The following is a 22373-nucleotide window of genomic DNA, read 5'->3' on the forward strand; positions in this document are numbered from 1 at the left end:
CGGGCATGATGCGGGGACCATGAGCGAAGCGACCGAGTCCACAGCCCGGCCCCCGCAGCCCCGTGGCGACCGCACCCTCACCTGGTGGCCGCTGGTCGGCGCGGCCGTGCTCGCCGCGATCGTGCTGACGGTGATCTTCACGTCCGGCGCCGGCGACGACAACCGCGTCGGGTCGAAGACGGACGACAACGGTGCGCTCGAGTGCCCGGCCGAGTACAAGCTGCGGACGGACTCGTTCTGGGTGCCGCTGGAGCCCTCCGGTGTCGACGGCAAGGCGCGCACGGTGCCGAACGTGAAGCCCGGTCACGTCACGGTCTGCCGCTACACCGCCCCGCCGTCGTCGCGTGGTTCGGGCGACGTGGCCCTCGACGGCACCCGCGTGCTGTCGTCCGGGCTCGCGACCATGACCCAGCGGCTGTCCAAGGCACCGGAAGCGCCCGAGGGCACGCGGGCCGGAAAGGTCGGGCCGGGCGGCGAGATCTACCTCGTCGGCGCCACCTTCGCCACCGGGTACGTGTGGATCTCCGCGCCCGTAAAAGCGGGCTCGAACGGGCAGTTCGTCACCTCGGCCGACGTGCACCTCGCCGCCGAGCAGGCCTTCGACACCGGGGCCTGGCCGAAGGGCTGACCTGCTCGTCCCGGGTTTGCACCTGCCGAAGTCGTCAACGCGGCCGGATCCGTCCCGATGGCGACCTTGGCAGGTGCAAAGCCGCCGTCCGCCCCGGGTTTGCACCTGCCGAAGTCGTCAACGCGGCCGGCTCAACCTCGTTGGCGACCTTGGCAGGTGCAAAGTCGGGCGGACGAAGCTCAGACGTCGGCGAACACCGGCTCGACGGGCAGGCCCGCGCGGCGGGCGAACTCCTGCAGCCCGGCGACCTGCCGGTCGCCGAGGGAGAAGTCGAGCGTGCGGAAGTACGTGGCGAGGGTCGCGGGGTCGAAGACCTCCCAGCGGGACGCGGTGGTCGCGACCTCGTCGATGTTCGCGAGCGCGTCGTCGCGGCTGCTGACGAAGGCCCGGTGGACGTCCTTGACGATTCCGGGGTTCGCGGCGGCGTACTCGCGGCGGGCGGCCCAGACGGCGAAGACCATCGGCAGTCCCGACCACTCGCGCCACGCCTGACCGAGGTCGTGGACGGTCAGCCCGCGGCGCGGCGCCTCGTAGGTCGCACGCAGCGCGGCGTCTCCGATGAGCACGGCGGCGTCGGCCTCGAGCAGCATCGCGGTCAGGTCGGGCGGGCAGGTGAAGTACTCCGGGCGCACGCCGTGCACCTGTTCGAGCCACATGCGCGCCAGCAGCACGGACGTCCGCGAGGTCGACCCGAGCGCGACCCGGCGGCCGTCCAGCTCGGACAGCGGCACCTGCGACACCAGGTTCACCGACAGCACCGGCCCGTCCGAGCCGACGGCGATGTCGGGCAGCACGACCAGGTCGTCGGCGTGCCGCAGGTACTCGACGAGCGAGATGGCGCCGATGTCGAGGTCGCCGCGCACGAGCATGTCGTTGAGGTTGTCGGGCGTGTCCTTGGTGAGCTCGACGTCCAGCAGCGTGCCCGCGCGGACGAGGCCCCAGTAGATCGGCAGGCAGTTCAGGAACTGGATGTGTCCCACTCGCGGACGAGCAGGACGGGCCGGGCGCGTCACACGACCAACGTACGTCGCGTGATGCACCCGGCCCGGCGGCGGGTGTGCCGGGTCAGCTCGTGGGGTACGGCAGCGCGCCGACCACGGTGCCGGACGTGACCGGGGCGCCGAGGTAGGCGAGCTCGGGGCCGGTCTTTGCGTTCCAGCCGAAGAAGGTGTTCGTGCCCGAGACGCAACCGCTGACCGAGCGGTGGGTCAGGTACACCGTGTCACCGCGGTGACCGACGACCGTGTTCGTGCCGGGACGGCCGGTCGGCGACGGGACCGAGGCGTAGCGGCCGACACCCTTGGCGTCGAAGCGGACGAGGGGACGGGGACCGCAGCCGGACTCGGCCAGACCGACGCGCCCGGCACTCGTGCGCCAGATGTCGGCGTAGCCGAGCCCGGCGATCGGCGCGGTCGACGCGCTCGCGAGCTTCGTCGCCGGCTTGCCCGAGAGCGGGACGTCCCACAACGAGCCGGCACAGTCGGCGACCACGGCGTCCTTCGTCCACCAGGAACTCACCGAGCACGACTGCGACACCGGGTGCAGCCGGCGCAGTGCCGTGCCCTTGTCGTCGAACAGGACGAGTCCGTGCGCGGCGCCGGCGACGAGTCGCGTACCGGCCGCGTCGGTGAGGACGCGGGTGGTGTTGATCGTCCCGGCGCCCGCGACGGTCGAGGGGTAGGCGGCGACCGGGCGTCCCACCGCGTCGGTGCGTTCGAGGTGCGCCCGGCCCTGCGAGTAGCGCGTCATGATCAGGTCGTGCTGCGACGGCGAGGTGCCGGCGTGGGCGATCGGGGCGTCGCCCGCGGTGGTGATGCCGTGCGTGTGCCCGGTGCGCAGGTCGATCTGCTCGGCCCCGGAGCCGGTGTCCAGCACCGCGTTGTCGCCACGGCTGCCGAACAACTGCGGCTCCGTGTACGCGGGCAGACCCGAGGTGATCGTGTACCGACCACCGCTCGGGGTGACGAGGAACAGGACGGCCTTGCCGCCCGTCCTCCCCGACCACGTGGCCAGCGACCAGCCCGGGCCGACCTTGCTCCACGGGACGTCCGCGCGGGTGCCGAGGGGCGGGCGGTGGCCGGCGCTGCTCGCGTCGGCATTCGCGACGCCCGCGGCGACGAGCGTGCCGGCGATCGCGGCGGTGGCGAGCAGGCCGGTGGCGCCGGCGGCGACGCGCTTCGAACGGAACATGGGTGACCCTCCCGGATGTGGCGCGGGCCCTCGTGGCCCGCCGTCACCCGTAGAGACGCCGGGGTGTCCGCTTCGTGGCGTTCGTTGCATGACGAATCCGTAACGACGATTTCGGGAAGGACGGGCGGTATGAGCATCATCAAGGTGGACATGGGACAGCGCCGCGTCGCGTACACGACGGAGGTCGACCGGCCGGCCGACGAGTTGTTCGCGCTCGTCGCCGACCCGCACCGGCACCAGGAACTCGACGGGTCCGGAACCGTGCGAGACACGGTGAAGGGACCGACACGCCTCGCGCCCGGCGACCGCTTCTCGGTGAAGATGAAGAAGTACGGCGTGCCCTACCGCATCACCAGCAAGGTCACCGAGCTGGTCGACGGACGGGTGGTCGAGTGGCGTCACCCCGCCGGCCATCGGTGGCGTTGGGAGTTCGAACCCACCGCGACGGGTACGCGCGTGACCGAGGTCTTCGACTACAGCCGCGTGCCGGGCGTGCAGGCCAAGGTGCTCGAGCTGCTGAAGGCGCCCGCGGACAACGCGGTCGGCATCCGGCGCACGCTCGAGAAGCTCGCTCAGTAGCGTCCCCGGAGTGGACGACCTGCAGCTGATCGAGTCGCTCGCCCGCGAGGCCGGAACGCTGGCCGCCCGCATGCGCGCCGAGGGCGTGACCGCCGAGCGCAAGACGTCGGTGTCGGACGTCGTGACCGCCGCCGACCACGCGGCCGAGGAACTCGTCGTACGGAGGTTGCGCGCCGAGCGTCCGGACGACGGGATCGTGGGCGAGGAGGGCACGTCCGACCGCGGGGCCGGCCGCACCTGGTACGTCGATCCGGTCGACGGCACCTACAACTTCCTGTGGGGACTGCCCACGTGGTGCTCCGCCGTGGCACTCGGCGACGATTTGGGTTGCGTTTTCCAACCCACGACGGACGAGCTGTGGCTCGGCGGTATCACGCACCCGACGACCCGCAACGGCGAACCGGTGGCGCCGTTGCCCGACCGTCCGTTCGCCGAGACGTCCGTCGCGACCTACCTGCACCCGACGACGTTGCCGGACGACTCGTTGCGCGAACCGCTGCTGCGCGTGATGTCAGGGGCGGCGACCGTTCGCATGCTCGGGTCGGGGTCGGTCGAACTCGCCGCCGTCGCCGCAGGACGGCTCGGCGCATCGGTGCAGTCCGACTCGCTGCCCTGGGACTGGTTGCCCGGCGCCGCGCTCGTCCGTGCGGCCGGGGGCGCGGCCGAGATCGTCGAGCACGGCGGACGGTCGTGGAACGTCGCCGGATCGCGCCGCGTGGTGGACGAGATCGCGGCGCTGATCACGTCCGCCTGACCTACGGGTTCTCGTGGCCCTCGGGGTCGAGACGCTCGTCGAATTGCTTGCGCCGGGCCTTCTGCGCCTCGACGCGCGCCTCGATCTGCGCGGTGAACGCGCGGCGCGGCCCGGCGAGCAGCACGAACGACAGCGGCACCGACAGCACCAGGGCGACGAACGCCGCGAACAGCACCTCGAGGCCGACGAGCAGCAGGATGCCCCACAGCGCGAAGAACAGAGCGAACCGCAGCACGGTGTAGAGCCACATCGTGCCCATCCACCGGCCGAACTCCTGCTTGGCGTCCAGCGGCTGCTGCGGGCCGGCCTGCTCCTCGGGCACCGTCCGTTCCTCCTGCGTCATCGGGCCGGCGTCAGGCCCAGACGGCCTGGGGCTCGGCGCGGCGCTCGGCCAGCGGGACGGGGCCGTCGTACTCGCGGATGACCTCGTAGCGCGTGTTGCGCTCCTTCGGCTGGAACCCGGCGTCGCGGATGAGGTCGAGCAGGTTGTCGCGCGTCAGCTTGTCCGGGGTGCCGTAGCCGTCGGCGTCGTGCGTGATCTTGTACTCGACGACCGAGCCGTCCATGTCGTCCGCGCCGTAGTTGAGCGCGAGCTGGCTGGTCGACAGGCCGTGCATGACCCAGAAGACCTTCACGTGCGGGAAGTTGTCGAGCATCAGCCGGCTGACCGCGAAGGTCTTGAGAACGTCCGCCGGCTGCGCCATCGGCAGGTGCGACAACCGGTTGTTGTCGTTGTGGAAGCGCAGCGGGATGAAGACCTGGAAACCGCCGGTCTCGTCCTGCAGCTCGCGCAGGCGCAGCACGTGGTCGACGCGGTGCCGCGGCTCCTCGATGTGGCCGTACAGCATCGTCGCCGGTGTCTTCAGGCCCTTCTGGTGGGCGAGCCGGTGGATGCGCGACCAGTCCTCCCAGTGGGTGTCGTGGTCGACGACCTGCTTGCGGACGTCCCAGTCGAAGATCTCCGCGCCACCGCCGGTGAGCGACTCGAGGCCGGCGTCGATGAGCTCGTCGAGGATCTCGGACGCCGTGAGCCCCGAGATGGTCTCGAAGAAGTGCACCTCGGTGGCGGTGAACGCCTTGAGCGCCACGCCCGGCAGCTCGGCCTTCAGCTCGCGCAGCACGCGGGGGTAGTACTTCCAGGGCAACGTCGGGTGCAGGCCGTTGACGATGTGCAGCTCGGTGAGCCCGTCGCCCTTCATGCGGCTCGCGAGCTCGACGGCCTCCTCGACGCGCATCGTGTACGCGTCCTTCTCGCCCGGCTTGCGCTGGAAGCTGCAGTACGCGCAGGACGCGGTGCACACGTTCGTCAGGTTGAGGTGGCGATTGACGTTGAAGAAGACGGTGTCGCCGTTCTTCTCCGTCCGCACACCGTGGGCGAGCCCACCCAGCCAGGCCAGGTCGTCGGTGTCGTACAGGTCTTCGCCGTCCTGCCGGGTCAGCCGCTCGCGGGCGGCGACCTTCTCGGTCAGTTCGGCCTTGCGGGACTCGCTCAGGGCCATGGGTCCGAGGGTACGTCGCGCGCGACAGGACCTCGTCCGTCGGTCCGCCGACGTGAGGGCGGGCGCTTTGTACCTTCCGTCGACCGGAATGTCCGACTTGGAACTGAGCACTTCGTGCGAGGGAACAAGCTGTCAGTACTTTGGTCCCTACTGGGCAGTCCGAAAGACTTAGCGTCGTCTCATGGACGACGCCATGACGACGCTGCCGGCCTTCGAGCTGGACTGCCGCGACTGGTTCGTGTCGGGGCCCGTCGCGCCCGGGGGCGACGGCACTCCGGCCGACGACGAGGACGCCGAAGGCGCGCCCGTCCTGGCGACGTTGTCGACGCTGGTCGTGTCAGACGAACTGCGCGAGGCCACCGGCTCGATCACCGTCGGCCTGCTGGACGACGACGACGACCTGTCCGATCTCGAGGCGCGCGCCGTGCGTCCCGGCGGCCCGGCCCAGGAGCTGCTCGACCACGAGCCCGAGCCGGGCACCCGCCGCTACATCGTCCCCGCGCCCACCCGCGTCGCCGCCGACGGCCCGCGCCTCGCCCTGCTCGCCGAGTTCCGCGTCCCCGTCGACGCCGAGCTCGACCGCCGCGTCGACGCGCTCATGGGCTCGTTCCGCTGGCGCGCCGCCTGAGGTCCTGAACCCCGGACGCCGTGGGGTCAGGTGCACCCGGCTGTACCCGGCTGTACCCGGCGCTGGGGGTGCGCCAGGAACCGGGCCACCACGACCGGGCGCTCACGGCTGACACCCTCCCTTCGACATCAATTGAAAGGGCTTCACGAGACGGCTTCACGAGAGGGTCTCGTGAAGGGGTCTCAATTGTTCTGACACGAGGTGTGCGCACGGCCTCACGGGCGGGTGGCCAGGCGGCTGTCCGGGGCGGGCGGGTCAGTCGAGCGGGCGGCCGCCGGTTCAGCCGTGGCGGGAACCGTCCACCCCGCCCTTGTTCCGGGCGGCGTAGGCGACGCCGCGGGCGGCGAGCTCGACGAGCACGGCTCCGGCGACACCGACGATGACGGCGACCAGGACGCGCTTCGGGGTCGGGTGCAGCAGGAAGACGTCCGTCGCGAAGGCCGGGACGACCACGATCACCGCGATGATCGCGACCATGGCGGCGACGAGGCCGACCTTCCAGCCGGCGAGCGGACGCGCGGTGACGACGAGGATCCACAGCGCACAGATCAGCGTGACGAGGGTGGCGACCGTCCGGCCGGCCGCCACCGAGTCGTCGTTCAGCGCGTAGCGGATGACGCTGTACCCGGTGTACGCCGCCGCGCCGACGACGACGCCGCAGGGCACCGAGAACCGCAGCACGCGTCCGAGGAAGCCGGGCACGTAGCGCCGCTTGTTCGGGCCGAGCGCGAGGAAGAACGCGGGAACGCCGATGGTGAGGTTCGAGATCAGCGACAGCTGGATCGGCTCGAACAGGTACGCGCCGACGGTCACCACGGTGATGAGCGCGAGCACCAGCGAGTAGACGTTCTTGACGAGGAACAGCGACGCGGCGCGCTCGATGTTGGCGATCACGCGGCGTCCCTCGGCCACCACGTCGGGCAGGTGCGAGAACTTGCCGTCGAGCAGCACGAGCTGCGCCACCGAGCGGGTGGCGGCCGAGCCGTTGCCCATGGCGACGCCGATGTCGGCGTCCTTGAGCGCCATCGCGTCGTTGACGCCGTCACCGGTCATCGCGACCACGTGGCCGCGCTTCTGCAGGGCGGCGACGACGGCGCGCTTCTGGTGCGGGGTCACCCGTCCGAACACCGACTTGGTCTCGAGGATGTCGGCGAGCTCGTCGATGTCGTCGGGCAGCGTGCGCGCGTCGACGGCGTCGTCCGCGCCGGTCACGCCGGGGACGCCGACGGCGGCAGCCACCGCGCCGACCGTGCGCGGGTTGTCACCGGAGATGACCTTCAGCGCGACCCCCTGCTCGAGGAAGTAGCGCATGGTGTCGGGCGCGTCCTCGCGCACCCGCTCGGCGAAGACGACGAGCGCGGCCGGGACGAGCCCCGACGGCAGCGCCGCGTCCTTGCCGTCCGCCGGCAGGTCGCCGGGCGCGGTGGCGAGCAACAGCGTCCGCCGACCCTCGGACGCGATCGCGTCCGCACGCGAGCGCGCGTCCTCCTCGGCCGGGCCCGACGGCGCCGGCAGCACCATCTCCGGCGCGCCGAGCACCCAGATGCCCGAACCCGACACCGCCGACCACTTGCGCGCGGACGAGAACGGGACGATGCCGGTGGCCGTCCACGCGGCGGACGGGTAGCGCTCCTGCAACGCGAGCGCGGTCGCGTTCGGGTCGGGCACGTTCGCGAGCGCGGCCAGCGCCGCGTCGACGGCGGACGCGTCGTCGCCCAGCACCTGCACCTCGTCGAACACGATGTCGCCGTGGGTGAGCGTGCCCGTCTTGTCGAGGCACACCACGTCGACCCGGGCTAGACCCTCGACCGCCGGCAGCTCCTGCACCAGCGTCTGCTTCCGCGACAGCGTGACCGCGGCGATCATGAACGCCAGCGAGGTCAGCAGCACCAGACCCTCGGGCACCATGCCGACGAGCGCCGCGACCGCCCCGGTGACGGCGTCGCGCCAGGTGTCGTTGTCGTCGCTCTGGAACTGGCTCCACAGCAGCAGCGGGCCGACGACCAGCATCATCAGCGAGATCCAGCGCAGCAGCTTGTTGGTTCCGGCGACGAGCTCCGAGTGCGTGAGCGTGAACCGCTTGGCCTCGGCGGCGAGGGCCGTGGCGTAGGCCTCGGCGCCGACGGCGGTGGCGTGGAAACGGCCGGTGCCGGCGACGACGATCGAGCCGGAGCGCACCTCGTCGCCGGGCGCCTTGTCGATCGGGTCGGACTCGCCCGTCAGCAGCGACTCGTCGACCTCGAGCCCGCCGGACACCGTCACCACGCCGTCGGCGCACACCTGGTCGCCGGAGCGCAGCTCGATCAACTCGTCCGCGACGACGTCCTCGACCGCGATCTCCGACAGCGCGCCGTCGCGGACGACGCGGGCGCGGGGTGCGTTGAGCACCGCCAGCCGGTCGAGGGTGCGCTTCGCGCGGATCTCCTGGAACACGCCGATGGCGGTGTTCGCGACGATCACGAAGCCGAACAGGGCGTTCTGGATGCGCCCGGTCGCCAGGATGATCACGAACAGCGTGGCCAGCAGCCCGTTGAACGGCGTGACGATGTTCGCGCGCAGGATCTGCGGGACGGTGCGGCCGGTGTCGGCGTCCGCGCGGTTGACCCGTCCGGCGGCGACGCGCTCGGCGACCTGCGCCTCGGTCAGTCCGGTCTCCGGCGTCACGAAGGTTGCGGGCCGCTCCATGGTGCTCACGCGCAGCAACCTAGCCGGAACGACCGGCCCGCGGGGTGCCCGATCGGCCGCCGGCACCTGTGAACCGTCAGTCGGCGGTCAGGGACGTGACGTCGACGGCGACCGGGGACGTGGTGGCGGCCGACGAGAGGTAGGCGACCACGCCGACGTAGCCGGACGCCTGCAGCGTCGCAGTCGTGTCGGAGGCTGACACCGGCCATGTCCCGGGCTCGACGCCCGCCGCCGGCCAGGCCCGCGCCCGCAGCGTCGTGCCTGCCGCGCTGCCGGTCACCTGGACGCGCACCGTCAGCGACATGCCGGCGGAGACGACGACACCGCTCAGCCTGACCGGTGCGGCCAGCACGGTCTCGACACCGGCGACCACCCGCACGAGGCGCACCGTGACGGACCCGTCCGGATACACCAGGACCTTGGCGGCGTACTCGTTGCCCGCGCTCACGCGGCGGCCCGAGAACGTGAGGTACAGCGGGCCGCCGGCGGGCACCGCCGACGTCCGGACCGTCGCCACGATGTCCGAGACCGTGCGCTTCACGGATGGGAGGAACGCCGCCAGCTGCGCGCCCGGGGTGGCCAGCGACATCGTCCCGGCGCCGGGGCGGACGGTGAACCGCGACGCGGTGCCCGACAGACTCCACGCGCCGCCCACGTCGGCGCTGCCCCAGCCGTTGTCGACGACGCGGCCGAAGGTGTCCCGGACGAAGGACCCGGTGACGACGAGCGACTGCGTCGCGGCGTCGGTGGCGTCGTACTCGTCGGTCACGGTGAGCCGGACGGAGTACGTGCCACCCGCGACGAAGGTGTGCGTCTCGACGGGACGGGAACCGGTCGCGCCGTCGCCGAAGTCCCACCCATAGGCGCGGACACCCTCGTCGTCCGACGAGGCACTCGCGTCGAAGGTGCAGGTGCGCCCGCTGCACGTCGCGGTGAACCGTGCGACCGGCGGCTGGTTCAGCGGCGGCGACGTGGCCGTCACCGTCTGCGTGGTGATCGCGGTCGCCCCGGCGTCGTCCGTGACCGTCAGGGTCACCGGATAGGTGCCCGCGGTCGCGTAAGCGTGGGAGACGGCCGACCCCTCGGCGGCCGCGCCGTCGCCGAAGTCCCAGCTCGAGCTCACGATCCGCCCGTCGGCGTCGGTGGACCCGGCGGACGACAGCGAGCAGGTGAGGTACGTGCACCCGGCCGTGATCGCCGCGGTGGGCGGCGTGTTCGCCGCGACGACCGTCGGACGGGCGCGGAACGCGTCGAGCAGCACGATGAAGGGCAGGGAGGTCGCCCCGGTGAGCAGGCCGGCTGCGTAGCCGGGGTACCCCGCGGCCTGCAGTTCGGCCGAGCTGTCGGTGGCGGTGGCCGCCCAGGAGGACGGCTCCGCGTCACCGTCGCGCCAGACGCGGGCGCGCAGCGCGGTGGTGCCCGTGCCGGACGCCTGGGCACGCACGCGCAGCACCGTGCCCGCGGTGTACGGCGACGCCACGAGCACCGGCCCCGCGAGGATCGTCTCCTTGCCGGCCACCACCTTCGTCACCCGCAGGGTGATCCGGCGATCGGGATACACGAGCACCTTGGTGTCGTACTCGTTGCCGGACGACACCCTGCGCGTGACGACGGTCGTCGTGGCGGCGGCCCCGACCGGGACGACGGGCAGCGAGAACGCGACCGACACCTCGCTGTCGGTGCGCGGGACGCGGGTCAGCGTGCCCGTCAGTTGCGTGCCGGCCGCCGTCAGGGCGTAGCGAGCCGACCCGGCCGAGACGGACGCGTTCGCGGAGTTGCCACCGACGGTCCAGCCGTAGCCGAGGTCGGCGGCGCCGAACCCCTTGGCGACGGTGCGGTCGAACCCGTCGACGGCGAAGGCTCCGCCGCCCACCACCTGTCGCGCGGTCGACCCGCCGGCCCCGTGGTCGTCGGTGACCGTGAGCCCGACCGTGTACAGCCCGCCCTCGGTGTACGGGTGCGTCACCGTGCGTCCGGTGCCGACCGTGCCGTCGCCGAAGTCCCACCGCCAGTCGGTGAGGGTGCCGTCGGGATCGGACGAACCCGAGGCGTCGAAGGTGCAGCTGCGGGCATTGCACGACGACGTGAACGACGCGACCGGCGCCGCGTCGTCGGCGGGCGCGCCGAAGACCGACAGGATCGGTTGGCTCGTCGCCGCCAGGCCGAGCGGCGCCACGCCGAACGCGTCCGTCAGCGTGCGCAGCAGGTTGTAGTGGTTGACCTGGTCGGGGACGTCGCCGGGGCGCACGTGGGCCCCGGCGAACACGGTCGGGATGCGGTTGGCCGAGCTGTTGTCGTCCTCGTCGAAGGTGAGGACGAACAGGCTGTTGTGTGTGCGCGCCCAGCGCACGTACCCGTCCAGGTTGGCGGCGAGCCAGGAGTCACCCTGCGCGACGGTGCCGTCGTGCATGTCGTTGCGCAGGTTCGGCACGACGAACGACACGGACGGCAGCGTCGAGTAGTCGGACGGGAACGCCGTGAACGGCTGGTTGGCGGACGCCGGGACGGCCGGGAAGTTCACCCACGGCGCGTGCTTGCGGGCGTACCCGTTCGAGGAGCACGTCGTCGACCCGGCCGCGGGCAGCGACTCGCTGTACCCGGCGAACGTCCGGCCCGCGCTCGTCAGCCGCGACGCCAGATCGGCGTCCCGGTAGGTGTGCGGACACGAGTCGTCGGTCAGCCCGAGCGTCGACCCGGCGAACAGAGCCAGGTAGTTGGGCTGGCTCGGATGCGTCACCCCGTAGGAGGACGTGAGGTTGGCGCCGTTCGCGGCCAGGGCGTTGATCCAGGGCGCGTCGGCGTTGCCGATGACCTGCTCCCTGGTGTGGTTCTCCTCGACCACGACGACGACGTGGTCGTAGCCGGGCACCGCGGTCACGTTCGCCCCGACCGAGCCCGCCGCATCCCACCGGTGCCGGTCGCCCGGTGTCGCGCCGATCGCGGCCAGCACGGCCAGCGCGCATGCCGCAGCCGTGGTGAGCACCGGCAGCCGTCCCCTACGCACCCTGCGACCCCCTCGCGTCGGCGTGTGCTGCGCACGGTAGGCGCGCGGTCGGGCGCGGCGACAGAGCCGTGCGTCCCGACCGAACGGGGGGCGACCCGGTTCGAACGATGACTTGACAGCGCTAACTTATCGATGTCAACTTATCGTCGATAACCCACCCCGCCGATGGAGGCCCACGATGCTCACCCGACTCGCCGACCTCGGAATCCGCGCCCCCCGGCGGGTGCTGGTCGTAGCCGGCTTCCTGCTCGTCCTCGCCACCGTGTTCGGGGCTCCGGTCGCCTCCCGACTCAGCTCCGGCGGGTTCAGCGACCCGACGTCCGAGTCGAGCCGGGCCGCCGACGTCCTCGCCGAGTCGTTCGACGCCGGGAGCACGAACTTCGTCCTCACCGTCTCCGCTCCCGACGGTGCCGACTCGGACGCCGCCCGCACCGTCGGCCGCGACCTCGCCACCCGCCTCGGCGACGAGGACCACGTCGTGCAGGTGTCGTCGCTCTGGACCGCACCCCGGGCGCAGGCCGCCGCGCTGCGCAGTGACGACGGGAGCACCGGCCTCGTCGTCGCCCGGGTGACCGGTGACGACTCCGAGGCCCCGAAGCGGGCGCAGGCGATCGCCGAACGGCTCGCGAAGGACCGCGACGGCGTGACCGTCCGCGCCGGGGGCATCGCCACCACCTTCGCCGAGGTGAACGACACGGTCAGCAGCGACCTCGCGGCGTCCGAGGCCATCGCGATCCCGCTCACCGCGATCGTGCTCGTCCTGGTCTTCGGCAGCCTCTATGCCGCGCTGATGCCGCTGGCGCTCGGCATCGTGTCGATCCTCGGCACGCTCGCGGTGCTGCGCGGCATCGCGGCCCTGACGGACGTCTCGATCTTCGCGCTCAACATGACGACCGCGCTGGGGCTCGCCCTCGCGATCGACTACAGCCTGCTGGTGGTCAACCGCTACCGGGAGGAGGTGCGCGGCGGGGCCGACCCGGCGACAGCCGTCCGCACGACCATGCACACCGCCGGACGGACGGTGCTGTTCTCCGCCCTCACGGTGGCGCTGTCGCTCGCGGCCATGCTGGTGTTCCCGCTCTACTTCCTTCGCTCGTTCGCCTACGCGGGCATCGCCGTCGTCGCCCTCGCCACCGTGTCGGCGCTGGTGCTGCTGCCGGCGATCCTCACCCTCGTCGGCGGACGGATCGACAAGCTCGACCTGCGCCGCGCCGTCCGCCGGATGCTCCGCCGTCCGGAGCCGGCACCGAAGCCGGTCGAGCAGACCGCCTGGTACCGCTTCGCCCGCGCCGTCATGAAGCGGGCACTGCCGGTGGCCGTGGCCGTCGTCGCCTTCCTCGTCTTCCTCGGCCTGCCGTTCCTCGGGGTGAAGTTCGGCTACCCCGACGAGCGGGTGCTGCCGAAGGACACCACCGTCCACCAGGTCGGCGACCGGCTGCGCGACGACTTCCCGGCCAACGCCGCCGGCACCCTGTCGGTGGTCGTTCCGTCCGGCGGCACCGACGCGCGCATCGCGCCGTACGCCACCGAACTGTCGCGCCTCGACGGCGTCACCTCGGTCGCCGCGGTCACCGGCACGTACGCCGACGGACGGGCCGTGGCCGGCGGCAACCCCGCCCTGGGCCGCGACGGCGCGACCTACCTGCAGGTGCGCAGCGACCTCGACCCCGAGTCCGACGCGGCCTCGGACCTCGTCACCGCCGTACGCGCTGCACCCGCCCCGTTCGACACGCTCGTCACCGGGCAGGCGGCCGTCGACCGCGACAGCCTCGACGCGCTCGGCGACGCGCTGCCGTGGGCGCTCGCGCTCATCGCGGTGACGACCCTGATCGTCCTGTTCCTGTTCACCGGCAGTCTGCTGCTGCCGCTCAAGGCCGTGGTGCTGAACCTGCTGTCGCTGTCGGCGACCTTCGGCGCGATGGTGTGGATCTTCCAGGACGGCCACCTCGGCTGGCTGTTCCCCGACCTCACCACCACCGGGGCGCTGCCCGCGTCGATGCCGCCGCTGATGTTCTGCCTCGCGTTCGGCCTGTCGATGGACTACGAGGTGTTCCTGCTCTCGCGCATCCGCGAGGAGTACCTCGCCAGCGGCGACAACGAGCGCGCCGTCGCCGTCGGCCTCGGCCACACCGGCCGCATCGTCACTGCCGCGGCCACGCTGATGGCCATCGTGTTCGCCGCCATCGCGACCTCGGGCGTCTCGTTCATGATGCTGTTCGGCACCGGGCTTACGCTCGCGGTGCTGATGGACGCGACCGTGGTGAGAGGAATGCTGGTGCCCGCCTTCATGCGCCTCGCCGGCCGCTGGAACTGGTGGGCGCCGCGTCCCCTGGCCCGGCTGCACGAGCGCATCGGCCTGCACGAGGGCGCGCCGGCGCCGGGACCACGGAAGGAACTGGTCGACGCGTGACCCGTCGTCGCAACCCCCGCGGCAGCGGCGAGCAGCTCCGGGCCGAGATCGTGGCCGCCACCGGAGAGCTGCTCGCCGCGTCCGGCAGTTCGGCCGCCGTCTCGATCCGGGCGGTGTCCGAACGTGTCGGCGTCACCCCGCCGTCGATCTACCTGCACTTCGCCGACAAGGACGCCCTGCTCGACGCGGTCGTCGCCGACGTGTTCGCCGCGCTCGACGACGCGATGCTGACCGCCGGCGAGGGCGTCCCCGACCCGATCGACCGCATGTGCGCCTTCGGGCTCGCCTACGTGCGCTTCGCCGTCGAGCACCCCGAGCACTACCGCCTGGCCACGATGGAACGACACCCGCACCAGGGGGAGGCGTCCGAGGTCGACGACGTGCTGGCCGACAACGCCTTCGTCCACTTCGTCGACGTCGTGCGCGAGTGCATCGCCGACGGACTCTTCCCCGCTGCGGACGCGGTGCAGATCGCGCTGCGCATGTGGACGGTCGCCCACGGCATCGCCGCGCTCATGATCACCAAGCCGTTCGTGCCCTGGGGCGACCGGCAGGACTTCGCCTTCCAGGTGCTGCGCGCCGCGTGCATCGGCGAGGCCGTGAACGACGAGCACGGCGGTGACATGGGCGCGCAGGACACCCGCGACCTGCTCGAGAGGATGCGCGCGTGGCGATCGGGTTGATGCCGCGGTTGCACCGCACCGGCCGTCCGTCGATCACGGCGCAGGCGGTCACGCTGTGGCGGGCGCTGGAGCACGACCGTCCCGAGGCCGAGCGCATCGTCGACGACCCGTACGCAGCGGTCTTCCTCGGCGCCGCAGGGCGGGCCGCGCGGACGGGGTTGCGGTCACCGGCCGTCCGTCCGCTGCGGCACGCGATGGAGCGGACGGCGATCGGCGGGGTGTCGACGTCCGTCCTGTGCCGGCACCGCTTCATCGACGACCACCTGCTCGACGAGCTGCCCGGGGCCGAGCAGGTGCTCGTACTCGGGGCGGGATGGGACAGCCGCGCCTACCGGTTCGCCGCCGAGCTCGGCGGGCGTCCGGTGATCGAGGTCGACCTGCCGCCGCTGTCGCGGCTCAAGCGTCGCGTGGTCGCCGCGCACCCGGAGGTCTTCGCGGCGGGCCGGGTGCACAGCGTCGAGATCGACTTCAACACCCAGACGCTCGGCGACCGGCTCGCCGGGTCGCCGTGGCGCACCGGCGCCCGCACCGTCGTCGTGTGGGAAGGCGTCGCGATGTATCTCGACGCCGACGCCGTGCGCGGCACCCTGACCGCGCTGCAGGAGCTCTGCGGGCGCGGCTCGTTGCTGACGATGGACGCGTTCCAGCGGCTGTCCGGACGGCGTCCGGTCGACAACGCCCGGCGGGCAGGGGTGCGCGGTCTGGCGGTCATCGGCGAACCGGTGACCTGGGCGGTGACCGCCGAGCGGATCGGCGCTGTGCTCGGCGAGGCCGGATTCGCCGTCGAGGACCTCGCCACCGCCGACGTCGCGACCGCGCGCTACGCGACCGCCGGACGGCGGTGCGACGAGGGGCTGTACACCCTCGCCGCCCGCGCCCGCTGACCGGCCCCTTCCCGGGTTGACTGGCACGTTTCGCCCCTGACTGGATCACTTCAAGCGACCAGTCAGCCCCGGAAAGGACCAGTCAACTCGCGATCGGACCAGTCAGACGCCCGGATCCACGGGGCCCGAGGTGGGGACGCGGTCCTCGAACTTGGTCGACAGGACGACGCTGGTGCGGGTGCGGCCGATGCCGGGAATGCGGTTGAGGGTGCGGATGACGCCCTCGAGACCGGCGACATCGGGCACCCGCACCTTGACCATGAACGTCTCCTCGCCGGCGACGAACCAGCAGTGCTCGACCACGGGCAGGCCGGCGAGGGCGTCGGCGATGTCGTCGGTGTCGGCGCTGTCGGTGATGAAGATGCCGACGAGGGCGTTGACGGCGTAGCCGAGCGACTCCGGGGCGAGTGCGGCGTGATAGCCGGTGATCACCCCGGCCTGCTCGAGCTTGGCCACCCGCTCGTGCACGGCGGGCGCACTGAGACCGACGTGCTGGGCGAGCTGCGCGTACGTCGCCCGGGCGTTCGCGCGCAGGGCGTCGAGCAGCTTGCGGTCGGTCGCGTCCATTTCCGGGACGTTACCCGCGCGTCACCCCTGCGACGCGCCGCCGAGCGTGCCCTGCCACCGGGTGATGAGGTCGTGGGGCACGCCGAGCACGTCGAGCACCTTGGCCGCGACGAAGTCGACGAGCTGGTCGAGCGACTTCGGCGCGGCGTAGAAGCCGGGACTCGCGGGCAGCACCACCGCACCGGCGTCGTGCAGCGTGAGCATGTGCTGCAGGGTGGCGCGGGTGTACGGCGTCTCGCGCGGCACGATCACGAACGTCCGGCGTTCCTTGAGGGTGACGTCGGCGGCGCGCTGCAGCAGGTCCTTCGACAGCCCGATCGCGATGCCGGCCACCGCCGCGGTCGAGGCAGGGACGACGACCATGCCCTTGGCCGGGTACGAACCGCTGGCCGGCCCGGCGCCCAGGTCGCCCGCGGTCCAGTAACGGACGTCGCCGAGCTCGCGTCCCAGCCACGTGGCGAGGTCGTCGCGCCAGTGCGCGTCGCGGAACGACAGCCCGGTCTCGTCGAGGATGGTCAATCGCGCCGCCCGGGACACCACCAGGTCGACGGGCTCGCCCGCGTCCAGCAACGCGGTCAGCACCGAGCGCGCGTAGGGCGTGCCGGAGGCGCCGGACACCCCCACGACCCACGGCTCCCTCACGCCGACAACCCCTGCACGATCAGGTCGGCGAGGGCGAACACGAACAGCCCGATGCCGATGACGCCGTTGGCGGTGAAGAAGGCGCGGTTGACGCGCGACAGGTCGTGCGGCTTGACGATGAGGTGCTCGTAGACCAGGACGAGCGTCATCAGCGCCAGCCCCGTCCACCACAGCCGGCCGAGGCCGGCGGCGGCACCGAACCAGGCGAAGGCGGCGACGGTGACGACGTGCACCACGGACGACGCGCGCAGCGCCGCCGGGATGCCGAACCGGGCCGGGAACGACCTCGACCCGATGCGTCGGTCGATCTCGGCGTCCTGGCACGAGTAGATGAGGTCGAAGCCGCCGATCCAGGTGCCGACGGCGATGCCGAGCGCCACAGCGGCCGCAGGGATCTCGTCCGCCGCGGCGAGCCACGCGCCGATCGGTGCGACGAACTGCGCGAGCGCCAGCAGCGCCTGCGGGAAGTCGGTGAACCGCTTGCCGTAGGAGTAGAGGACGAGCACGAACACCGCGACCGGCGACAGCAGCAGGCACAGCGGCGACAGGGCGAGCGCCGCGGCCAGGAACACCACGAGCGCGACCGCCGTGCCCACCCATGCCGAGCGGACGGACAGCTCGCCCGTCACCAGTTCGCGCCGCGCGGTGCGGGGGTTCTGGGCGTCGAACTCGCGGTCGATGATGCGGTTCGCGCTCATCGCGACCGTCCGCGCCCCGACCATGGCGACGGTGATCAGCAGCAGGTCGACCCAGTGCACGGACCGGTTCTGCTGCCACATGGCGGTCAGCGCGGCGATGTAGGCGAACGGCAGCGCGAAGACCGAGTGCTCGATCATCACGAGCGAGAGGAACGAGCGGACGCGACCCCGCTCGGCCGTGGCGGTCACGCTCCCATCCTGCCAGCGGGCCGGTCGGGAACGCTCACCGGCGGCGGATGCCGTACTCGCGCCACCGACGCTCGACCAGCGCGGCCGTCTCGTCGTCCAGCACGCACTCCCGCGGCCAGCCGCCGTCGCGGCGGTAGCCCTCGGTCGGCAGCTTGCGGGTGGCGTCGATGCCGAGCTTGCCGCCGAAGAACTGCTCGTACGAGGCGTGATCCAGGTGGTCGACCGGCCCGACGGTGTGCAGCACGTCGTGGGCGTAGTCGACGTTGCCGAACGCGCGCCACGCGACCTCGGCGTAGTCGTGCACGTCGCAGTCGGCGTCGACGACGACGATCAGCTTCGACAGCGACAGCAGACCGGCGCCCCAGATCGCGTTCATGACCTTCTGCGCGTGCTTCGGGAAGCGCTTGTCGATCGACACGATGCACGCGTTGTGGAACACGCCCGCCTCGGGCAGGTCGTAGTCGACCAGCTCGGGCAGCGTCATCTTGATCAGCGGCAGGAAGATGCGCTCGGTCGCCTTGCCGATCGGGCCGTCCTCCTGGGGCGGGCGTCCGACGACGATCGACTGGTAGATCGGCTTCTTGCGCATCGTGACCGTCTCGACGCGCACGAACGGGAACGGCTCGACAGGTGTGTAGAAGCCGGTGTGGTCGCCGAACGGACCCTCCGGGAGCCGCTCCCCCGGTTCGACCCAGCCCTCGAGCACCACCTGCGCGTGGGCCGGCACCTGCAGCGGCACCGACACGCAGTCGACGAGCTCGACCCGCTCGCGGCCGAGGAACCCCGCGAACAGGTACTCGTCGATGTCGGCGGGCAACGGGGCGGACGCCGAGTACGTCACCGCGGGCGGGCAGCCGAACGCGATCGCGACGGGCAACCGCTCACCGCGCCGTTCGGCGACGGAGGCGTGGTTCGTCGAGTCCTTGTGGATCTGCCAGTGCAGGCTCACGGTGCGCGGGTCCTGCAGCTGCAGCCGGTACATGCCGAGGTTGCGGGTGCCCGTCTCGGGATGCTTGGTGTGCGTCAGCCCCAGGTTGAGGAACACGCCGCCGTCCTCGGGCCAGGCGAGCACGCCGGGCAGCAGCTCCTCGAGGTCGATGTCGTCACCACGGACGATCACCTCGTGCACGGGCGCGTCCTTGGTGCGCTTGGGTGGCAGCGTCCGCAGTTGGGCCGCCTTGCCGAGCGCGTCCTTGAAGCCGCCGACGCCGCGCGGCAGCTCGGGCTTGAGCAGCTCACCGATGCGGTGGCCGATCTCGTCCAGGTCGTCGACGCCGAGCGCCCGCGCCATGCGCCGGTGGGTGCCGAAGGCGTTGAGCAGCAACGGCATCCGGCCGCGGGTGGGCTTCTCGAACAGCAGCGCCGGGCCTTGCTCGCGCAGCGTCCGCGTCACGATGCCCGTCACCTCGAGGTGCGGGTCGACGGGCACCTTCACCCGGGCGAGGTCGCCGTCCTTGTCGAGCGCGGCGAGGAAGTCCTGCAGATCGGCGAAGGCCATGCCTCCAGTATCCGGGCCCGACTTCAGCGTGAGCCGTTAGCCTCGCGCCCATGGCCCAGCTGCTGCTCGTCGAGGACGACGCGGCGATCCGCACCGCCCTGCTGCGGGCGCTGCGCGAGCACGGCCACACCGTGAACGCGGTCGGATCGGGCCTGCCGGCGCTGAGCGCGGCCGTCGAGAACCGTCCGGACGTCGTGCTGCTCGACCTCGGCCTCCCCGACATCGACGGCGCCGACGTGCTGTCGATGCTGCGGGCGGTCAGCGACGTGCCGGTGATCGTCGCCACCGCCCGCGACGACGAGGCCGAGATGGTGCGGCTGCTCGACCTGGGCGCCGACGACTACGTGATCAAGCCGTTCACCGCCGCGCAGCTCACCGCCCGCGTCCGGGCGTTGCTGCGCCGCAGCGGCAAGACGGACGAGGACCCCGTGATCACCGTCGGCGGGCTGCGCATCGACACCCGCAGCTACGAGGTCACGGTCGACGGACGCCCGGTCGAGCTGGCCCGCAAGGAGTACGAGCTGCTGCTCGCGCTCGCCCGGCGCGCCGGCGAGGTCGTGACGAAACGCGACCTGCTCAGCGAGGTGTGGCAGCTGGCGTGGGGCGGGTCCGACCGCACCGTCGACGTGCACCTGTCGTGGCTGCGGCGCAAGCTCGGCGAGACGGCCGCCGAACCTCGCTACCTGCACAGCGTGCGCGGCGTCGGCGTGCGGCTGGCCGCACCCGGGACGGGCTGACGTGCGGCGCCGCATCCTGCTGCTCGTCGTCGGGATGACGACGCTCGTCGTGCTGGCGTTCGCGATCCCGCTGACCGTCCTCATCCGCAACAACGTGCGCTCGGACGCCGCCGACGAGTTGCGCCGCCAGGCGGGCGACGTGGCACGCGGGGTCGGCGAGTACGGCACGACCGGCCTGGCCGACTACCTGCGGCAGCTCGACCACGACGTGTCGGTGCGGTTGCCCGACGGATCGGTCGTGGGTACGCCGCCGCCCGGCAGCCCGTCCGACCTGCCGTCCGTTCCCGGCGGGGACGGCGACGGCCCCGGCGGGCCGAACGCCGACCGCCCGACCGGCGAGCCGACCGACTACGCCGACGGCATCCTCGTGCAGCTGCGCTTCGGCACCTTCCGAGGCGACGGCGACCCCGATGCCGACGACCGCAACTTCGTGGTGCGCGTCTACGCCACCGACGACGAGGTCATGGCCCGCGCCGACGGCCCGCTCCTACTCCTCGGCGGTGCCGCGGTGTTGCTGATCGGGCTCGGCGTGGCGCTCGGAGAGGTTCTGACCCGCCGCATCGTGCGCCCGCTCGTCGAGACCGCGACCACCGCCGGACGGCTCGGCGCCGGCGACACGACCGCCCGGGCGCCCACCACCGGTCCCGCCGAGGTGGCCGACGTCGGACGCGCGCTGAACCGCCTGGCCGACCGCATCGACCAGCTCATCGCCGAGGAGCGCGAGACCACGGCCGACCTGTCGCACCGGTTGCGGACGCCGATGACCGCGCTGCGCCTCGACGCCGAGGCGCTGCGCGACCCGGTCGAGGCCGAGCGGGTGGGTGCGCACGTGTCGAACCTCGAACGCATGCTGACGGCGGTCATCCACGCCGCCCGGCGCCCGCAGCGCGAGGGCCGGCTGCCGTCGTGCGACGCCACCGACGTCGTGCGCGACCGCGTGGGGTTCTGGTCGGCCCTCGCCGAGGACCAGGGCCGCGCGATGGCCGTCGAGCTGCCGTCCGCACCGTTGCTCGTCCGCGCCGGAGCCGAGGACCTCGCCGCCGCCGTCGACGCGCTGCTCGAGAACGTCGTCGCCCACACGCCCGAGGGCGTGGCGTTCCGGGTCTCGCTCGACGCGGACGACGACGCCGCGCGGCTCGTCGTCGAGGACGACGGTCCCGGCCTGCCCGCGGGCGCGCACGTGCGCGGCCGCAGCGATCGCGGCTCGAGCGGGCTCGGACTCGACATTGCGCGCAGATGCGCAGAATCGTCCGGCGGGTCGCTCACGTTGGGCAGCGGTGCGTCCGGCGGCGCACTGGTGACGCTGGCGCTCGGCCGGTTCACTTCCAGCGCAGCGACGTGACCATCGACGCCGCCTGCGGCGCGTAGGTGTCGTAGGTGCCCAGCGAGGCTGAGTAGGTGAACACGAACCCGTAACCGTCGTGCAGAACCACCACCTGGCCCTGCTTGAACTCCTGGTTGCGGATCTCGGAGCGGAAGTCGTAGGTGACCGCGGGCTCACCGCCGACCGTGAGCGAGCGGGTCTCGCTGAGATCGGTGATCGGCAACTGCGTCTGCAGGTTCGCGAGCGTCCGGGCGCGGTAGGTGTCCAGGTCGGCGCCGGGCGCGAGCTCGCGCGCCATGTTCGTGTTGATCGTGAAGCCGTCGACGGTGGGCCCGAAGTACACGGCGACGATGCCGGTGTCGAGGCGCGACGACGACGTCCACCCGGACGGCAGGGTGAGCTCGAAGTCGTCGGTGCCGACCGTCCTTCCGCCCGACGGGCCGGGCGCGCCGTCGGTCGCGAACGGCACCGACACGGACGGGTCGGGCGAGGGCGCGGCCGACGACCCCGAGGGGCCGGACGATCCGGAGGCGCCGGGCGAGAGCGACGGCGCGGCACTGCCGGACAACCCCGACGGCGTGCCGTCGACGGTCGAGCCGCAACCGGCGAGCAGCACGAGCGCGGCGGCGCACGCGGCGGCGAACGGGACAGGGCGCGTGACACCGTCCGCCGGTCGACGGACAACACGGCGACGGGTCATCAGCCGATGGTCCCACGGCGGCCCGGCAACGGTCCGGGCCCGCTCCCAGGTGGTCTTGACGAAGCCTTGAGGTT

The 22373-nt window shown here is 72.2% G+C and carries 20 protein-coding genes and 1 pseudogene; 9 read left to right on the forward strand and 12 right to left on the reverse strand.

The window, feature by feature from the left end; translation table 11 throughout:
- Positions 1 to 19: 19 nt before the first annotated feature.
- Positions 20 to 628, forward strand: a complete 609-nt coding sequence (locus ACYVP9_RS10190; RefSeq protein ID WP_460604695.1) for a hypothetical protein — start codon at positions 20 to 22, stop codon at positions 626 to 628.
- Positions 629 to 807: 179 nt separating this feature from the next.
- On the opposite strand, the gene ACYVP9_RS10195 is transcribed toward ACYVP9_RS10190, so the two are convergent.
- Positions 808 to 1641, reverse strand: coding sequence for a menaquinone biosynthetic enzyme MqnA/MqnD family protein (locus tag ACYVP9_RS10195; protein WP_460604696.1), 834 nt, complete (start codon positions 1639 to 1641; stop codon positions 808 to 810).
- Between the two features lie 52 nt (positions 1642 to 1693).
- Positions 1694 to 2818 (reverse strand): hypothetical protein, encoded by a 1125-nt coding sequence (locus ACYVP9_RS10200; protein ID WP_460604697.1) that lies wholly within the window; start codon positions 2816 to 2818, stop codon positions 1694 to 1696.
- A 129-nt stretch (positions 2819 to 2947) separates the two neighbouring features.
- Here ACYVP9_RS10200 and ACYVP9_RS10205 point away from each other — a divergent pair, with 129 nt between their 5' ends.
- Positions 2948 to 3397: an SRPBCC family protein gene (locus ACYVP9_RS10205; RefSeq protein WP_460604698.1), complete on the forward strand. Its 450-nt coding sequence runs from the start codon at positions 2948 to 2950 to the stop codon at positions 3395 to 3397.
- A 10-nt stretch (positions 3398 to 3407) separates the two neighbouring features.
- A complete protein-coding gene (locus tag ACYVP9_RS10210) occupies positions 3408 to 4151 on the forward strand; it encodes an inositol monophosphatase family protein (protein ID WP_460604699.1) in 744 nt (247 codons plus the stop codon).
- A 1-nt stretch (position 4152) separates the two neighbouring features.
- Here the strand turns inward: ACYVP9_RS10210 and ACYVP9_RS10215 are convergent, their stop codons facing one another.
- Positions 4153 to 4494: a DUF4229 domain-containing protein gene (locus ACYVP9_RS10215; RefSeq protein WP_460604700.1), complete on the reverse strand. Its 342-nt coding sequence runs from the start codon at positions 4492 to 4494 to the stop codon at positions 4153 to 4155.
- Between the two features lie 10 nt (positions 4495 to 4504).
- Positions 4505 to 5644 (reverse strand): aminofutalosine synthase MqnE, encoded by a 1140-nt coding sequence (gene mqnE / locus ACYVP9_RS10220; protein WP_460605058.1) that lies wholly within the window; start codon positions 5642 to 5644, stop codon positions 4505 to 4507.
- A gap of 187 nt (positions 5645 to 5831) precedes the next feature.
- Between mqnE and ACYVP9_RS10225 the strand changes: the two genes are divergently transcribed.
- On the forward strand, positions 5832 to 6278 hold the full coding sequence (locus ACYVP9_RS10225) for a hypothetical protein (protein ID WP_460604701.1): 447 nt from the start codon (positions 5832 to 5834) through the stop codon (positions 6276 to 6278).
- Between the two features lie 279 nt (positions 6279 to 6557).
- Here ACYVP9_RS10225 and ACYVP9_RS10230 read toward each other — a convergent pair whose 3' ends face one another.
- From ACYVP9_RS10230 to ACYVP9_RS10240, 3 genes and pseudogenes are all read right to left on the reverse strand, one after another.
- The gene (locus ACYVP9_RS10230; protein WP_460605059.1) at positions 6558 to 8963 is read right to left on the reverse strand and encodes an HAD family hydrolase; all 2406 of its coding nucleotides are present in this window, start codon (positions 8961 to 8963) and stop codon (positions 6558 to 6560) included.
- 76 nt (positions 8964 to 9039) lie between these two features.
- The gene (locus ACYVP9_RS10235; protein WP_460605060.1) at positions 9040 to 11103 is read right to left on the reverse strand and encodes a PKD domain-containing protein; all 2064 of its coding nucleotides are present in this window, start codon (positions 11101 to 11103) and stop codon (positions 9040 to 9042) included.
- A pseudogene (locus tag ACYVP9_RS10240) lies at positions 11086 to 11967 on the reverse strand (alkaline phosphatase family protein); the annotation flags it as partial. The gene ACYVP9_RS10235 and the pseudogene ACYVP9_RS10240, both read right to left, overlap by 18 nt.
- Before the next feature lie 178 nt (positions 11968 to 12145).
- Between ACYVP9_RS10240 and ACYVP9_RS10245 the strand changes: the two are divergent.
- From ACYVP9_RS10245 to ACYVP9_RS10255, 3 genes are read left to right on the forward strand one after another with little or no spacing between them, the layout of a single operon-like run.
- Positions 12146 to 14377: an MMPL family transporter gene (locus tag ACYVP9_RS10245; protein ID WP_460604702.1), complete on the forward strand. Its 2232-nt coding sequence runs from the start codon at positions 12146 to 12148 to the stop codon at positions 14375 to 14377.
- Positions 14374 to 15060 (forward strand): TetR/AcrR family transcriptional regulator, encoded by a 687-nt coding sequence (locus ACYVP9_RS10250; protein ID WP_460604703.1) that lies wholly within the window; start codon positions 14374 to 14376, stop codon positions 15058 to 15060. The genes ACYVP9_RS10245 and ACYVP9_RS10250 overlap by 4 nt, the downstream gene beginning before the upstream one ends.
- Positions 15045 to 15944: a class I SAM-dependent methyltransferase gene (locus tag ACYVP9_RS10255; protein WP_460604704.1), complete on the forward strand. Its 900-nt coding sequence runs from the start codon at positions 15045 to 15047 to the stop codon at positions 15942 to 15944. Before ACYVP9_RS10250 ends, ACYVP9_RS10255 begins: the two co-directional genes overlap by 16 nt.
- A gap of 102 nt (positions 15945 to 16046) precedes the next feature.
- On the opposite strand, the gene ACYVP9_RS10260 is transcribed toward ACYVP9_RS10255, so the two are convergent.
- Genes ACYVP9_RS10260 through ACYVP9_RS10275 form a run of 4 tightly spaced genes read right to left on the reverse strand, consistent with a single transcriptional unit; the run spans position 16047 to position 19538 of the window.
- Positions 16047 to 16511, reverse strand: a complete 465-nt coding sequence (locus ACYVP9_RS10260; RefSeq protein ID WP_460604705.1) for an Lrp/AsnC family transcriptional regulator — start codon at positions 16509 to 16511, stop codon at positions 16047 to 16049.
- Positions 16512 to 16532: 21 nt separating this feature from the next.
- The gene (locus ACYVP9_RS10265) at positions 16533 to 17153 is read right to left on the reverse strand and encodes a UbiX family flavin prenyltransferase (protein ID WP_460604706.1); all 621 of its coding nucleotides are present in this window, start codon (positions 17151 to 17153) and stop codon (positions 16533 to 16535) included.
- Complete coding sequence (gene mqnP, locus ACYVP9_RS10270) at positions 17150 to 18040, reverse strand: menaquinone biosynthesis prenyltransferase MqnP (protein ID WP_460604707.1); 891 nt, start codon at positions 18038 to 18040, stop codon at positions 17150 to 17152. Before mqnP ends, ACYVP9_RS10265 begins: the two co-directional genes overlap by 4 nt.
- Before the next feature lie 34 nt (positions 18041 to 18074).
- Positions 18075 to 19538 carry a UbiD family decarboxylase gene (locus tag ACYVP9_RS10275; protein ID WP_460604708.1) on the reverse strand — a complete coding sequence of 488 codons (1464 nt, stop codon included), beginning with the start codon at positions 19536 to 19538 and terminating at the stop codon, positions 18075 to 18077.
- Positions 19539 to 19588: 50 nt separating this feature from the next.
- On the opposite strand from ACYVP9_RS10275, the gene ACYVP9_RS10280 reads away from it, so the two are divergent.
- On the forward strand, positions 19589 to 20275 hold the full coding sequence (locus ACYVP9_RS10280; RefSeq protein WP_460604709.1) for a response regulator transcription factor: 687 nt from the start codon (positions 19589 to 19591) through the stop codon (positions 20273 to 20275).
- A gap of 1 nt (position 20276) precedes the next feature.
- Positions 20277 to 21617, forward strand: a complete 1341-nt coding sequence (locus tag ACYVP9_RS10285; RefSeq protein WP_460604710.1) for a sensor histidine kinase — start codon at positions 20277 to 20279, stop codon at positions 21615 to 21617.
- Here the strand turns inward: ACYVP9_RS10285 and ACYVP9_RS10290 are convergent.
- Complete coding sequence (locus ACYVP9_RS10290; protein ID WP_460604711.1) at positions 21595 to 22299, reverse strand: DcrB-related protein; 705 nt, start codon at positions 22297 to 22299, stop codon at positions 21595 to 21597. The two genes, ACYVP9_RS10285 and ACYVP9_RS10290, sit on opposite strands and share 23 nt — an antisense overlap.
- Between the last annotated feature and the right edge of the window lie 74 nt (positions 22300 to 22373).

Source organism: Jatrophihabitans fulvus (genome assembly GCF_054781375.1).